The sequence below is a fragment of the Mucilaginibacter angelicae genome (assembly GCF_042434235.1).
Taxonomy (GTDB): Bacteria; Bacteroidota; Bacteroidia; order Sphingobacteriales; family Sphingobacteriaceae; genus Mucilaginibacter; species Mucilaginibacter angelicae.
In genome coordinates this window covers 202,092-216,824 of the sequence record NZ_JBHLTS010000078.1, presented here as the reverse complement: position 1 = coordinate 216,824, position 14,733 = coordinate 202,092, and the positions used below count along the sequence as shown (strand labels likewise).

Below are 14,733 nucleotides of genomic sequence, written 5' to 3'. Positions count from 1 at the left end.
AGTTTAAAAAACTCTTTTTGTGTGGGCAGGAGGAAAATTAATTCAAACCCGTGGCATGTAGGTCCTTCGTCGGAGAGGGCAGTTTAAAAAAACAGTTGAACCCAAGGCAGCAGCAACCGGAGCAAAACTTGCTCTGATGGCGGGCTTATTTAAGCTTGGTGTATTCATTTTTTTATTGAATTACTGTGTTTTTAATTTCGCTGCAAAATAGGCTATAAAATTTTATTTATACAAGAAAAAAATGCGATTATTTGTGGGGTGGTGAATAGTTGACTGGGTTGATTAGCTAAGTAGTTGGGTTTTGCCTGTAAATGTTTGATTTACAAATCGAACTATTCACCTAATCAACCCAGTTAACCACTCAATTCCGACCCACAATATCATTGATAATCATATCAGCATGAATGCGCGAGTTTTCAATGAACCAAAGGTGGGTATCCAGGCCACCGCAAACCACCCCTGCAAGGTATAAACCAGGCATGTTTGTTTCCATGGTTTCGGGGTTATATTGTGGGATAAATTTATCATCAGAAAGAATGATGCCCAGCTTTTTCAGGAAATCGAAGTTGGGTTTGTAGCCCGTCATCGCCATTACAAAATCGTTTGGTATGGTAACCAACCCTTCGGGAGTTTGAATATCAACCTCATTTTCACGAACAGCTTCGAGGTTGGAATTAAAATAGGCTTTAATGCTTCCTTCTTTAATGCGGTTAATGATATCCGGCCTCACCCAGTATTTAACCCGGTTGCTTACCTCGCTGCCGCGGATTACCAGTGTAACCTCGGCACCTTTGCGATAGGTTTCCAAAGCAACGTCAATGGCCGAGTTGCTTGAGCCTACCACTACTACCTTTTGCAGGGTATAATAATGCGGGTCCTGGTAATAGTGTTTTACTTTGGGCAGGTTTTCGCCGGGGATCTCCAGATTAACGGCAATATCATAAAACCCGGTTGATAAAATCACTTTTTTAGCCTGATAGGTTGCCTTTTTTGTGGTTATGGTATAAAAGCCATCGCCGGGAATTACTTCGGTAACCTCTTCAAAAAGATGGATGGGCAGGTTATTTGAAAACGCTACCCGGCGATAATACTCCAAAGCATCATTACGAGTGGGTTTATTGTGTACGGTAACAAAGGGAACTCCGCCGATTTCCAGCTTCTCCGAAGTGGAGAAAAAAGTCATGGTAGCAGGGTAGTTGTATAAGGAATTTACAAGCGTGCCTTTTTCGACAATTACAAAACTTAAACCGGCTTTTTGGGCGGCAAGTCCGCAAGTTAAACCTATCGGGCCTCCACCAATAATGAATATATCGAGCATTTATGTACAATTATGAAATTAAAGAAATCATGAACCTGTGCAGGTTTGGGGCATGTTTGCCGGTGCGGCAAAAATAAGAAAATAAAAAAAGGGTAAGCTACTTTTATCGCGCCGCTCAACTCTCTACCCTTGCTGTGTTCCCACCCTGGGGGAGTTCAAGAGGAGCTGGCCGTAAAAGACTTACCCCGGCGCAAATATAGAAAAAGGTAGCGTTTATGGTTAAGAAAATGTTAAAAAAGGCTTATCTGTTGATTTATAGAGGGATAATTTTTAAATGACTGTGTTAAGCCCATGTTATCAGGCATAGTTGATGCGTTTTGAGAACCCTGAAATTCAAATTCGCGATAGATAACAGCGCGCGACTCCTCGAAAGCTGGACGATTTCGCAAAATAGTAAACCTTGAAACAATAAATTTTTCATGCATCTCCCGTTTCTGAAAATGCGGCCAAAGGCGGTTGAACTGCTCGGGTGTAATATTTCGGGCTATAGTGATATGGGGCGTATCGCTGCCTTTGCCAACTATTTTCCAAAGTAATTTGAACCAATATTTGTTTTGGTCACTTGATTTAAGTTTGGCATATATGGTTTTGTTGTAGTTGTTTTCCTCGTTGAAACAATCAAAACCATCAATTTCAAATACAATAGGAGGCAGCAGTTTTAAGCGTCTTTCGAACATTGTAAACCCTTGCTCGTTGATATATAATGGTTTGCGCGGGTAATTATTAATGGTGATATGCGCCCTGGCATTCATACTGGGGTAATCGCCAATGATGCGTTTGGCCTCATTTTTCAGCCGCATGATCATAAAATTGGCATTGTCTGGTAACGACAGGATAAAGTGAAAAAAAGATAAGCTCATATGCGTAAGTTTTAATTTAAAAAAGATCAATTTGGTCAGGGTCGCCTGCTTTAAGCAACTCCAATTCATCAATGGTATGTCCGGCACCTACCTTGTGCTTAAACTCAAAGTTTTTAAAGTGCTCCCATTTGGCGTAGGCATCAAACGTATCACGTTTCACAACTGTAAGGGTGTTCACCCAAAAGGGTTCAATTAGTTTTTTATGCCTGAAATGCGGCCACAGTGTGCTAAAATCCTTTTCGGGCACATCCCTTACCACGGTTATATGTGGTGTAAGGTTTTTCTTGATCCGCAGCTTTTTCTTAAGCTGTTTAAACCACTCGTCAGATGCCGGGGTAGTGCGGATATTTGCGTAAATGGTCATCCGGCTATGCAGGTGCGGAAAATGACCAAACCCATCTACATGCAATAAAACCGGCGGCAGCGTCGCAAAATCCTGTTCCATCAGCTCCAGGTTTTTATCGGCCATAAATGGCTTTTGACGCTCGAGGTGCTGAACGGAAATATGTGCAGGTGAATTCATGCTTTTATATTCGCCAATGAGCCGGGCCGAGGCTTTTTTGTAGCGCGCTATTTCATGTTTCACGTTTTCGGGCGGTGAAAGCAACATCAAATAATCCTCGTACATACTCATAATCAACAGTTTTAATTAATTCAAATTTGCTAATAAAATTAGCAAAATACCAAATTTATTTTCATATTTGTGTATGGATGCTAAGCGGCATATTGTACATATCGACCTCGACTCGTTTTTTGTTTCGGTTGAGCGTAAGTTCCATCCCGAGCTGATTGGTAAACCCGTGATCATTGGCGGCTCGGCCGATAGGGGTGTGGTGGCTTCGTGCAGTTATGAGGCGCGGGCGTTTGGGGTACATTCGGCTATGCCCACTCGCCAGGCTTTGAAACTCTGTCCGCATGCTATTCTTGTCCGTGGCTCGCATGGGCGCTATTCTGAAGCTTCAAGAGAGGTTACACAGATCATTCATGAAACGGTACCCCTGTATCAAAAAACATCTGTTGATGAGTTTTATATTGATTACACGGGGATGGACCGCTTTTATAATTGCTACCAGGAAGCGAGCAAGCTACGGCAAAAGATCATTAAAGAAACCGGACTGCCCATTTCATTTGGTATGGCATCGGGCAAAACCATAGCCAAAATGGCAACCAACCAGGCCAAGCCAAACGGACAAAAATTTGTAAAACATGGCGAGGAACTCGCTTTTCTGGCCCCGCTCAACATTGGTAAAATTCCCGGCCTGGGCGAAAGTACCCGTAATAAACTGTATCAATACGGCATCGAAAAGATAGGCAACCTGCAGCGTACCAATCTCCGTTTTTTGGAAACTGTTTTTGGCAAGCATGGCCGGTATCTTTGGGAGCGGGCCAATGGAATTGATGACAGCGAGATAGTTCCGCATTCCGATCGTAAATCCATTAGTACGGAGCATACTTTTGATACTAATGTTGCCGATCATCGCACACTTGAAACTATCCTTGTATCCATGACAGAGGAATTATCGTCCAAACTCAGACGGGAGAACAAGCTTTCGTCATGCCTGGCTATTAAGCTGCGTTATGGCAATTTTGAAACACATACACAGCAGCAAAAAATAGCGCTTACTGCGGCAGAGCATATCCTGATTCCCGGTGTGAAAAATTTGCTTAGAAAAGCCTGGGACCAGCACCGGCCTATCAGGCTCATAGGTGTACGGTTGAGTGACCTTTGTACGGGCAGTTACCAGATCAACCTGTTTGAGGATAATGAGGAACGTATTAAACTATACCAGGCCATGGATCAGATCAATTTTAAATTTGGGGATAAAACCGTTTGCAGGGCGGCCGGGATGGAAATTGGAACAAGGAATTTTAACCCGTTTTTGAAGGGCTGAGGGAAGCCATGTCATTGCGAGGAGGAACGACGAAGCAATCGCATGCTATACAGGGTGGCTATGCTTCCGTGCGATTGCTTCGTTCCTCGCAATGACATAACTTTTTTGAGCCTGTTGCCGGTGTTATCACCGCGCCACAAATTTTCAACCAATGGTCAAAGGTTTCTTACCGTTGGTCAAAGTAATTTTATGGGGTGGATGGCAGTAACTTCTTTTGATAAAAAAAGAAGAAATCATGGAAACCACACAACGTCAAACTTACCTCGATTGGTTGAGGATCTTATCCATATTGGGGGTATTATTTTTTCATTCGGCAATGCCCTTTGTTGCCGAAGATGGCTGGCATATCAAAAACCATGAAACCAGCAACCTGATGATGGAATCAAATCATTTTTTGCACCTTTTTCGCATGCCGCTGCTCTTTTTTATTTCAGGTACCGTGAGTTACTACATGATGCAGCGGCGTTCTACACTCAGTTTCATCGGCTTGCGTTTCCGCCGCCTTTTTATTCCGCTGTTGGTGGGCATGTTCATCATTGTGCCACCGCAGATCTACATGGAGCGTTTGGCCAATGGCTACAAAGGATCGTTCCTGGATTTTTATCCAAGTACATTTAGTTTTCAGCCTTATCCTAAAGGTAATTTTAGCTGGCATCACCTTTGGTTTATCGCCTACCTGTTTATTTACGATCTGATCTTTGCGCCGTTATTCGCCTGGATGATCTCGCCCAAAAGCAATGCATTTAAACAAAAACTGGCAGTTTTGGCTGAAGGTAAATGGGTGTACCTATTGATGCTGCCCGGAATCCTGTGGTTTACTTTCACCAGTTGGGACTTACCCGAAACCAATGATCTGATCCACGACGGCAGTTACTTTGTTTACTGGTTGCTATTCCTCCTGGCAGGCTTTATCTGTATCCTTCAACCTAAACTGATAGACAGCCTTGAGCGCAATCGCCGTTTTGCTTTAACCATCGGTTTTTTAAGCCTGATGATATGGGAAGTGATGCGCTGGAACGGCATCGAACCATTGCATCCTCACTGGCCATTTCAAAATATTGCATTTTCGTATGCCTTTACCGCTTTACGGCCGATGATTGCCTGGGGATGGGTGTTGGCGCTGGTTGGCTATGGCAAACATTATTTTAACCGCAGTCATAAAGTGCTCAATTACTTAAACCAGGCAGTATATCCCTTTTATATCTTGCATCAAACGGTTATTGTATTGGTGGTATATTATATAGTACAAACGCAAAATGAAAGCATCCTTTCAAAATACATTTATACCGTGGGCATTACCTTTTTTGTGACTGTGCTTACGTATCATTTGTTAGTACGGCCTTATGCGCTAACCCGATTCCTGTTCGGCATGAAGCCGAAAGAGAAACTAACGAAAGTATCAGGTACAGCGGTATCCGAACTTAATCATGAACCTGTCCTTTCTGCCTGAAATTTGTAATTTGCTGATATGAAATTTTTTAGGAAATATATTTTTCCGGCATTGTATGGCCTATTGGTATATTTTACCATCAGGCTATTACATGATACCGACCTTGGCCAGCATTTTTGGAAAAGGGATTTCTATGTCAATGGCATTGAAATGGCCTGTTCCATATTGGTAGGTTATTTGGCTATCTATCTTTTTGAAAGGCTTTTCAAATACTATGACAAACGCTGGGCAGCACAGCTATCCTATCGGGACGTAGCGCGGGAGTTAATCATATTGGTAGGGGTAAACCTCGTGTTGGTAAACGTCATATTTGTTCCGATGGATATGGCCCTGCACGTAACCCAGGGCATAAGGGAGCTAATGCCCTGGGCGGATGTGGCTGATATTAATATGATCCCCACTTTGTATGCTATTGTTTATTATGGCATTGCACGTAGCAGTACCTGGCTAAAGGCCTATGTAAATAATAAGATGCAACTGGAAAAATTAACCAATGACCAACTGGAAACCGAGCTGAAGTTTTTAAAAGCCCAATACCATCCGCATTTTTTGTTTAATGCACTGAATACTATTTATTTTCAGATGGATGAAGATGTTCCCGGTGCAAAAAAAAGTACCGAGTTATTGTCAAGCCTGTTACGTTATCAGCTTTATGATCAGCAACAACAGGTGCCTATTAAACAGGAGTTGGAGTATCTCGAAAATTATATCAGGCTGCAGCAGATCAGGGCGAGCAGCAAAATGAAGCTTAGTGTTAATTTTGACGGAAACTTAGCTGATCAGATGATCTATCCGCTGCTTTTGCTGCCGTTGGTCGAAAATGCTTTTAAATATATAGGCGGCGGGTATAAAATAGTTATTGAAGGAGGTATTACCGACGGTAAATTTGTTTTTAAAGTTTATAACGACGTGCCTGCGAATATGAAAGCTCCGGATGGTTACAGTGGTATTGGTTTGGAAAACCTGGGCCGGAGGCTGCAATTGCTTTATCCGGGTAAGCATCAACTAACAGCCGGGCGAGAAGAAGATCATTATACAGCAATATTGGAATTGAATATTTAAAACATGGCATTAATTAGCTGCATTATTACCGACGATGAGCCTTTTGCCCGTAAAGGCCTGGAAGGTTATGTTAAAAAAGCCGGATTTTTTGATCTGAAAGCGCAATGTGAGGATGCTATGGAGCTTAGCTCTGTATTGGCACAACAACCTGTAGATTTGCTGTTTTTGGATATCCAGATGCCGCATTTAACCGGTGTTGAATTTATCCGCTCGCTGCCCAATCCGCCAAAGGTGATATTTACGACTGCCTTTAAAGAATATGCCACAGATGGTTTTGATTTGGATGTGCTCGATTATCTTCTCAAGCCTATCCCTTTTGAACGCTTTATGAAGGCCGCTTTTAAAGCTAAGGAGTACTTTGACCTAAGAAATAACGCAGATGCACCTGATTACCTTTTTGTTAAAAGTAATGGTAAACTGGAAAAGATAGTTTTTGACGATGTGCTGTTCATTAAAGGCATGGAAAATTATGTAGAGATCTACACATCTGCCCGTAAAATTATAACACACAGCACCCTAAGGGCCTTTGCTGATAAGTTACCCGCCCGGAAATTCATGCAAACGCATAAGTCGTACATTATCGCCAGTAATAAAATAACATCGATAGAAGGAAATATGCTGAACATTGGCGAGTTTGAGGTGCCCATAAGCAGGCAGTTAAAAGACCATGTGATGCATGCGCTGATTAATCAGAGCAGATAGATAGTCTTAAGTCTGAGTTGGGAGGGGGGCTTAAAGCTCTTTCCTCATTAGTAAATCAGTTTGTTTATCGGTGCCTAAAACAAACTCATGGCTGCTGAAAACTTTAAAACCATGCTTTTCATAAAAGGCAAGTGCTTTTTGGTTGTGTTCCCAAACGCCAAGCCATACGTATTGCAGATTTTTAAAGGCAGCTTCTTTTAAGGTGAAATCAATGAACTGATGGCCTATCTTTTTGCCATGATGCTGGGCCAAAACATAAATGCGTTCTATCTCAACAGCGTTTTGGTCCTGAAATTCTGTTTGGGCGGGACCATAGTTTAGCTTGAGATAGCCGGCTATTTCACCATCAAGCATTGCAAAGAAAAAGTGGGAGTTTGGGTTGTTGAGCTCGGTTTGTATTTTCTGTAGAGTGAAAGCAATAGCTGCATAAGCCTCCATATCTTCCGGCTTATTTAAATGTGCAAAGAAATCGAAAAACGTTTTTTTGCTTAAAGCCAGTAATGTGTCAGCATCAGCAAGGGTTAGTTTTTGAATGGTTACAGTTTCGGGAGCCATGAAGCAAATCTAAAAAAATGCCGGTTTAATCAAACTGCTCCTGCAGGCGTACCAATCTATCAATCATCAGGTTTAGTTTTTCTTCCTCGTTTTTAAACATACGGGGTTTAAGGTAAAAGGTAGTGAACAGAAACCATACAGCAATTGAGGTATAAGTTACTATTTTAAATGCTAAGGATGAGTGTTCAAGCACTTCAACAAAATACATGGCCAGTCCGGCGCTTATCATGAGTATATAAATATAGTAAAACCAGCCTATCACTTTCGACCGGCTTTTTTGATACTCTTTAAGGCTATGCAAATATTCGGTTGGGTTTAATGTAGCATCCTGTTTGCTCAGGATATGGTAATGCCTCAAAATTAAAGAGAGGTACATAAGCATAGTAACTAATACTATCAAAATACCTACTGTAGTTACAGTTGATTTAAACGCCAGGAAAAATGTAACAATAAACGCGAATGCCGCGATGATCACCATGGCCACTATTGTGCGGTACAACTTAGTAGTTATGCTGCGGATCCCCTTCTTTACCTGCTTCAGCACCTCATCCACCGAAAGCTGATCTGGTTTTGGCTGTCCCTGCCAAACCGACATCAAATGATCAAAGTCTTTCATACTGGTTATATAACTCCGTTAATTTTTGTTTTATGCGATAAATTTTCACCCTCAAGTTCCCTTCTGATATACCCGAAATTTCAGCAATTTCGGGATACGGCACCTCATCAAGTACCATGGTTATAATAATCCTTTCTGATTCTTCCAGTTTTGAAATACACTTATATAGTAAAGCTACCTGCTCGTTTTTGTCAGACAGCTCCTCTCGTTTTGTTTCGGCTAATTGTGGGGTCAGTTCGTCTTTGGCCTGGCGTTTTTCCGAGCGCAAATAGGTTAAACAGGTATTTACAGCAATACGGTAAATCCAGGTTGAGATCATGGCCTGGTTACGGAATTTCTCTAAATTTTGCCAAACCTTTAAAAAGGTTTCCTGTAGCAGGTCGTTAGCGGCATCGTCATCGCCGGTATAACCATAGCACAGATGGAATATCTTTTTAGAATTAGCTTCATATATCTGCTTGAATGCTGCTTCTTTGTTGGCCACTTCAGTTAATTTTATATTTAGACGATGTTAAGCTTTATATGTTACAACAAATGATCATTCTTTTTAAACCAGCCCAGCTTGCTTTCGGCATCGCTTATTAATTTATTGTAACTGTCCTGGTAATCAAATTGTAAATCTTCATGCAGCTTGTCAATTAACCCGCGGGTTTTTTCTACCTGCCTTATCAGGATCAGCCTTAAAGGCTTGTATGATGTGCGCTTGTCGGCATATTCGAGGTAATTTTCGCAAAAATTAATCAGTAATTCAATTTCAGCCCCTTTTGATGCCATAAATTTGGTGTACTTGCTCAACAACCTCAGTATTTTACGCATGCCTTTTGCCGCGTTATAACTTAATGATGATAACTGGCTGAACATGAACCCGGCCTCGGCTTTTACCTTTTCAATAAAGGCGGCTTCATCATGGGCTTCAAAAAGCAGGTAGGCGAGGAGCTCCTTGTTTTCTTTTTTATAACGCGCCAGGCGGAGCATCAATTCGGCCAGCTGCTCATTAGGCAGGTGCTGAATTTCCTTTTTTATATGCTGTAATCCGTAGGCTGTTGTAGTCATGATGTAAATACGTTGCCAAAATACTAATTGTTTTGATGATGTGTAATAATGCTAAAACGTGGCGGGATGTTTTATTTGCCTAATGCAAGTCGTTATAAAATAGAATATTCCCATGCCTGTTTAAACAGCCCGTAAATTTTGTAGTTTTGCAGGCTTATTATATTAAATGGAAAAAAGCAGACTGACGCTCTTCATTTTTATCGCACTGGTATTGGGTGTGGTAGCCGGTTATATTTATAACACCTATGTTTTTGCCGATTTGAATAAACAGCTCAGTACTGCGAGTACTGCTATTAAAGCTATCGACAAAAATATTGAAGCATTGCCCGATACAACGGTTGCTGCCTATAAAGACTTTAAGCTGCAAAGAATTGCCCAGGTAAAAATACAAAACCAGGCTACAGATGCACGGGAGGATAAACTGGAGCTTTTCAATATCCTGAGTAAAATATTCCTTAATCTTATTAAAATGATAGTGGCCCCATTGGTGTTTACCACACTGGTAGTTGGGGTAGCCAAGGTAGGGGACATTAAAGCTGTTGGGAGGATTGGAGGTAAAACCATGCTTTGGTTTATCAGCGCAACGTTGGTATCCTTATTATTGGGGATGCTGCTGGTTAACTTGTTTGAGCCGGGTAAAACCATGCACCTGCCGCTTCCCGATAGTCATTTAAGTACAGGGATCAAAAAATCGGCGCTGTCATTAACCGAATTTATCGGTCACGTTTTCCCGAAAAGTTTTATTGAGGCGATGGCCAATAATGAGATATTGCAAATTGTAGTATTCTCCTTGTTTTTTGGTGTAGCTACAGCAGCTATAGGCGAACAGGGCAAAATAGTGATCAAAGCGATGGATGCCTTTGCGCATGTGATTATGAAGATTACCGGTTATGTGATGAAAATGGCCCCTTTAGCTGTGTTTGGTGCTATAACTGCCGTTGTGGCCAAACAGGGCCTTGGCGTACTTTCAACCTATGGTATTTTTATCAGTGAATTTTATTTTTCGCTCATTGTGCTGTGGTCGGTAATTATACTGGCAGGATATATAGTATTGAGAAAGCCGGTGTTCAGGCTGATTAACAGTATTAAAGATGCTATGCTGATAGCGTTCAGTACCTCAACAAGCGAAGCTGCCTATCCAAAAGTACTGGAAGAACTGGAAAAGTTTGGCTGCAGTAATAAAATAGTAAGCTTTGTATTGCCATTAGGCTATTCATTTAATTTGGATGGTTCCATGATGTACATGACCTTTGCGTCATTGTTCCTTGCGCAATCATATGATATTCATCTTTCGTTTGGGCACCAGTTATCTATGTTACTGGTGCTGATGCTTACCAGTAAAGGTGTGGCCGGTGTGCCGAGGGCTTCACTGGTAGTTATAGCCGGTACACTATCCATGTTCAATATCCCGGAAGCAGGTTTGTTTTTGCTGATAGGTATTGATCCATTATTGGATATGGGGCGTTCGGCCACTAATGTGTTAGGCAATGCTATGGCTACAGCAGTAGTAAGCAAATGGGAAGGCGAAGAGGTAGGTAAACAATTAATAAGAGAATAAAACAATCGTCATTGCGAGGAACGAAGCAATCGCGAACTATACAGAGCGGCTCTGCTTATCGGGGATTGCTTCGTTCCTCGCAATGACGGTAGGATAAATAATTTACAAATTCAATAACTCAATAATTATATATGTCTCCCCGTTTAAAAAAAGTATTCCTGATCATGACCGTTGTGGTGCCGTTTATACTGTACTGCGTATATTATTATGGTATGATGATCAAGAATGCACCGTACCGTTTCGTTGATTTTGAATCAATCAGTTTTCAATATGGTCATAAGGATAGTCTTGTGAATAAATATGATTCAAGTACCGGCACCTTCCAATATCTCGACAAGCGCGATTCGCTGGTGAAAGAGCATTTGCGTTTAACTAAAGACGACTTGCTGTACCTGCACCGCAAGGCTGCTGATTTAGGTTTTTGGGATTTTCCGTCTAATGAAATTGGTGATACAACCGCAGCTGCTGCAAATAAGGCTGTGAGGTACGTCATTGAGTTCAAATACAAGGAAAAAACCAAGCGTGTGATCTTCGATAGTGATTATTTCGGTAATCCTACGCTGATTGATGCTAATAAGCGGTTGATAGGTGAGATTCAGAAAAAACTTACTGATGTCGAGAATCGTGGTAAAAAATAAAATACAGGGATATTGTTTATTAAATAATCAATCCCTATATTTGCACCTCGAAATTTAAAACAATATTTAACAAACATGTACGCAATAGTAAGTATAGCAGGACAGCAATTTAAAGTTGCTAAAGACCAGCAGATCTTTGTACACAGGCTACAAGGCGATGAAGGCGCTAATATTGAATTTGACAGTGTATTGTTAGCAGAAAACGAAGGTAAATTCAAATTAGGTTCTGATTTGAAAGGCGCTAAAGTATCGGCTAAGATCGTGTCACATTTAAAAGGTGATAAAGTAATTATCTTCAAAAAGAAAAGAAGAAAAGGTTACAAAAAGAAAAACGGTCACCGTCAGCAATTTACCAAGATCGAGATCACCGGTATTACATTATAATTAAAGGTTAAACCGGAGTTGTTCTGCAATTCCATAAAAATATAAGAAATGGCACATAAAAAAGGGGCCGGTAGTTCCAGAAACGGTCGTGAGTCACATAGCAAGCGTTTAGGTATCAAGATTTTCGGTGGTCAGCCAGCAATTGCAGGTAACATCATCGTACGTCAGCGTGGTACTAAACACAACCCAGGCTTAAACGTTGGTCTTGGTAAAGATCATACTTTATTTGCACTGGCTGAAGGTATCGTAGTTTTCAAAAAGAAAGCTGATAACCGTTCATATGTATCGGTTGTTCCGTTTGAGGCTGAAGTTGAAGAAGTAGCTGCACCTGCACCAAAAGCTAAAAAAGAAGCTGTAGCTGTTGAAGCTCCTGCTGCTGAAGAAGCTCCAAAAGCAAAGAAAGCTGCTGCACCAAAAGCTAAAAAAGAAGAAGCTGCTGATGCTGCTGAAGAAACTGTAGCTGAGTAATCAGTTAACAAATATCAGGATATAAAAAATCCCGGTCAGTTTTGATCGGGATTTTTTTGTTTTGTATAATATTTTTAGTCGGATGAGGTGTAAAGTCATTGCATATGCAGTATCTGGCCTGAAGGAGATACAAGAGCGTCATTGCGAGGCACGAAGCAATCCCAAACTATACAGAGAGCGGCTCTGCTAATCGGGGATTGCTTCGTGCCTCGCAATGACGCTTTTTTTATGTTATGATATCTTTGAAAATAGAGCACCTACGAAATCTGCTTGTCCTTATTCAATGATCAGCTTCTTCAAATAATAGGTATCCGGGTCAATAACCGGCATAGTTTTGCTGGTTATTGTTATTCCCTTTTTATCAAGTGTATAACGCTGTGTAGTGCCATCAGCAATGATATCAACAGGTAATGGCATATCTATATTTAACAATTGAACCTGGTATTTATCTCCGCGCTGGGCTTTTACGTGTACTTCGAGTTTATTGATCGAATAGATATACAGATCAAACAGCGGTTTAAGATCCTTGCCAGCAGCCTTGCTGAAATACTGGATCACATCATCTGTACTTGCTAAATTGCTGTAGGTATAACGCGGATCTGTAACAAAGCCTTTAAGGGTAGGGAAGAAGGTGCTATCGCCCATAATATACCTGAGTGTATGCATAAAGAATGCGCCCTTGCCATAAATATCACCGTTATAAGCGGATTCTTCATCGATATCTTTTCCCATAACAATAGGAACCTTATTGCCGAATGACAATGCCGAATTTTGGAAGAATTTGATATAAGCTTTTTCGCCCTCAAATTCCCTTACATAAAGTGCATCACCGTAGGTGCAGATCCCCTCATGGATCCAGTAATCAGCCCAGTCTTTGGCGGTTACTTTGTTTCCCCACCATTCGTGCCCAAACTCGTGGTGCATGAGGCCATCATAATCTTCGCCGCCAACTTTGGTGTACTTGAATTTGGCTCCGTAGGCGTTCATGGTTTGATGTTCCATGCCCAGGTGAGGGGTTTCAACAATTCCGATTTTTTCCTTTACCCAGGGGTATTCGCCAAAATATTTTTCCTGTTCCTTAATTGTTTTTACAAAAATATCCAGGTGATGTTCGGCTTTGGCTGCATGTTCTTTTAATACATAAAACTGGATGGGTACCTGGTGCCCATCGACAGTAGTATACGGACGGGTTACTACAGTATAATCACCGGCATTAAATAATATGCTGTAATTGTTAATGGTGTACTTGGTTTGCCAATGGAATGTAGCTGTTTCCTTTTGTTTGGTTACACCTTTTAATAACCCCGGCCCGGCAACAACCAAATCTTTAGGAACGGTAATGAACATATCCACGCCTTCGTTCGGTTCGTCGGAAGGGTGATCTTTACAAGGGAAATACAATTTGCCGCCTGTACCTTCGGCTGTAATAGCCATCCATTGGTGCCCGGTTGAATCACGGGTCCAGATAAAGCCGTCATCCCATGGCGGTCTGCGGGCAACGTGTGGTTTACCGCCGTAAATCACTTTTACGCTTGCTTTGCCTGCAGGCAGTTCTTTTGCGGTATTAATGGTAATAAGGTTGTTTTTATAGTCAAATGGTTCCGGTTTGCCATTCACTAAAACCTTACTGATACTTAATGAATCTAACAGATCAAAAAGTAAAACTTTGGTTGGCTGCGCCATGATCACATCAATGGTGGTAAAACCGTCGATGGTTTTCTGCACGGGATCAACAGCAAGCGAAATGGTATAATGGCGCACATCCATTATGGCCTGCTCGGGTTTTAGTTTGCCGCCGGAGGTTAGAGTTTGGGCCTGTAGCAGGCAGGTAGAAATAATGTAAGATAACACGACTGCTAAAAAGTTTTTCATCTAATTAATTGCGTTTAAAACGTAAAGGTACTGTGTGTTTACCTGGTTTAGGCTCCTTATGTATAATTCGTGGTTTCCAGTCAGGATAGGAGCAGATCACTCTTAAAGCTTCGGCGTCTGTCGCTTCAGACAAGCTTTGTTTAATATGAGCTTCAATCAGTTTGCCTTGTTCATCAGTTGTATATTCAACTAATACTTCCCCCTCAATGGTTTCGCCTTCGGGGTAGTTCAAGTTGTTGGTTATATAATCGGTAAACTTTTTCATTTAGTCAAAGTCGAAATGCACCGTTAGCGCTACTTCGGTT

General features: G+C 41.4%; 17 protein-coding genes and 1 other RNA gene. 8 read left to right on the top strand and 10 right to left on the bottom strand.

Annotated features, from left to right (window positions below; all coding sequences use genetic code 11):
* Nucleotides 1-361: 361 nt before the first annotated feature.
* The 4 genes from ACFFGT_RS29180 to ACFFGT_RS29165 form a co-directional block, all read right to left on the bottom strand.
* Nucleotides 362-1,318 carry a YpdA family putative bacillithiol disulfide reductase gene (locus tag ACFFGT_RS29180; RefSeq protein WP_377026047.1) on the bottom strand — a complete coding sequence of 319 codons (957 nt, stop codon included), beginning with the start codon at nt 1,316-1,318 and terminating at the stop codon, nt 362-364.
* 87 nt (nt 1,319-1,405) lie between these two features.
* Nucleotides 1,406-1,504, bottom strand: an RNA gene (gene ffs / locus ACFFGT_RS29175) — signal recognition particle sRNA small type.
* A gap of 44 nt (nt 1,505-1,548) precedes the next feature.
* The gene (locus ACFFGT_RS29170) at nt 1,549-2,178 is read right to left on the bottom strand and encodes a 2'-5' RNA ligase family protein (RefSeq protein WP_377026046.1); all 630 of its coding nucleotides are present in this window, start codon (nt 2,176-2,178) and stop codon (nt 1,549-1,551) included.
* A gap of 16 nt (nt 2,179-2,194) precedes the next feature.
* Nucleotides 2,195-2,812 carry a 2'-5' RNA ligase family protein gene (locus tag ACFFGT_RS29165; protein WP_377026045.1) on the bottom strand — a complete coding sequence of 206 codons (618 nt, stop codon included), beginning with the start codon at nt 2,810-2,812 and terminating at the stop codon, nt 2,195-2,197.
* A gap of 73 nt (nt 2,813-2,885) precedes the next feature.
* Here ACFFGT_RS29165 and dinB point away from each other — a divergent pair, with 73 nt between their 5' ends.
* The 4 genes from dinB (at nt 2,886) to ACFFGT_RS29145 (ending at nt 7,284) form a co-directional block, all read left to right on the top strand.
* Nucleotides 2,886-4,070 carry a DNA polymerase IV gene (dinB, locus tag ACFFGT_RS29160; protein WP_377026044.1) on the top strand — a complete coding sequence of 395 codons (1,185 nt, stop codon included), beginning with the start codon at nt 2,886-2,888 and terminating at the stop codon, nt 4,068-4,070.
* A gap of 235 nt (nt 4,071-4,305) precedes the next feature.
* On the top strand, nt 4,306-5,520 hold the full coding sequence (locus tag ACFFGT_RS29155) for an acyltransferase family protein (protein WP_377026043.1): 1,215 nt from the start codon (nt 4,306-4,308) through the stop codon (nt 5,518-5,520).
* Between the two features lie 18 nt (nt 5,521-5,538).
* Entirely contained in the window at nt 5,539-6,582 is a 1,044-nt protein-coding gene (locus ACFFGT_RS29150) for a sensor histidine kinase (protein ID WP_377026042.1), read from the top strand.
* A gap of 3 nt (nt 6,583-6,585) precedes the next feature.
* Nucleotides 6,586-7,284, top strand: coding sequence for a LytR/AlgR family response regulator transcription factor (locus ACFFGT_RS29145; RefSeq protein WP_377026041.1), 699 nt, complete (start codon nt 6,586-6,588; stop codon nt 7,282-7,284).
* 30 nt (nt 7,285-7,314) lie between these two features.
* Here the strand turns inward: ACFFGT_RS29145 and ACFFGT_RS29140 are convergent, their stop codons facing one another.
* The 4 genes from ACFFGT_RS29140 to ACFFGT_RS29125 are packed head-to-tail and all read right to left on the bottom strand — an operon-like array spanning nt 7,315 to nt 9,508.
* Complete coding sequence (locus ACFFGT_RS29140) at nt 7,315-7,839, bottom strand: GNAT family N-acetyltransferase (RefSeq protein WP_377026040.1); 525 nt, start codon at nt 7,837-7,839, stop codon at nt 7,315-7,317.
* A gap of 25 nt (nt 7,840-7,864) precedes the next feature.
* Nucleotides 7,865-8,455, bottom strand: coding sequence for a hypothetical protein (locus ACFFGT_RS29135; protein ID WP_377026039.1), 591 nt, complete (start codon nt 8,453-8,455; stop codon nt 7,865-7,867).
* Complete coding sequence (locus ACFFGT_RS29130) at nt 8,442-8,939, bottom strand: RNA polymerase sigma factor (RefSeq protein ID WP_090525007.1); 498 nt, start codon at nt 8,937-8,939, stop codon at nt 8,442-8,444. Before ACFFGT_RS29130 ends, ACFFGT_RS29135 begins: the two co-directional genes overlap by 14 nt.
* A 41-nt stretch (nt 8,940-8,980) precedes the next feature.
* Nucleotides 8,981-9,508, bottom strand: coding sequence for a hypothetical protein (locus tag ACFFGT_RS29125; RefSeq protein WP_377026038.1), 528 nt, complete (start codon nt 9,506-9,508; stop codon nt 8,981-8,983).
* Nucleotides 9,509-9,674: 166 nt separating this feature from the next.
* Between ACFFGT_RS29125 and ACFFGT_RS29120 the strand changes: the two genes are divergently transcribed.
* From ACFFGT_RS29120 to rpmA, 4 genes are all read left to right on the top strand, one after another.
* On the top strand, nt 9,675-11,066 hold the full coding sequence (locus ACFFGT_RS29120) for a dicarboxylate/amino acid:cation symporter (RefSeq protein ID WP_377026037.1): 1,392 nt from the start codon (nt 9,675-9,677) through the stop codon (nt 11,064-11,066).
* Between the two features lie 131 nt (nt 11,067-11,197).
* A complete protein-coding gene (locus ACFFGT_RS29115) occupies nt 11,198-11,704 on the top strand; it encodes a hypothetical protein (protein ID WP_377026036.1) in 507 nt (168 codons plus the stop codon).
* A 75-nt stretch (nt 11,705-11,779) separates the two neighbouring features.
* The gene (rplU, locus tag ACFFGT_RS29110; protein ID WP_091211724.1) at nt 11,780-12,088 is read left to right on the top strand and encodes a 50S ribosomal protein L21; all 309 of its coding nucleotides are present in this window, start codon (nt 11,780-11,782) and stop codon (nt 12,086-12,088) included.
* 48 nt (nt 12,089-12,136) lie between these two features.
* Nucleotides 12,137-12,556, top strand: a complete 420-nt coding sequence (gene rpmA / locus ACFFGT_RS29105; RefSeq protein ID WP_377026035.1) for a 50S ribosomal protein L27 — start codon at nt 12,137-12,139, stop codon at nt 12,554-12,556.
* A 276-nt stretch (nt 12,557-12,832) separates the two neighbouring features.
* Here the strand turns inward: rpmA and ACFFGT_RS29100 are convergent, their stop codons facing one another.
* Together ACFFGT_RS29100 and ACFFGT_RS29095 are read right to left on the bottom strand one after the other, a co-directional pair.
* A complete protein-coding gene (locus ACFFGT_RS29100; RefSeq protein WP_377026034.1) occupies nt 12,833-14,428 on the bottom strand; it encodes a M1 family metallopeptidase in 1,596 nt (531 codons plus the stop codon).
* A gap of 4 nt (nt 14,429-14,432) precedes the next feature.
* On the bottom strand, nt 14,433-14,693 hold the full coding sequence (locus ACFFGT_RS29095) for a TonB family protein (RefSeq protein ID WP_377026033.1): 261 nt from the start codon (nt 14,691-14,693) through the stop codon (nt 14,433-14,435).
* Between the last annotated feature and the right edge of the window lie 40 nt (nt 14,694-14,733).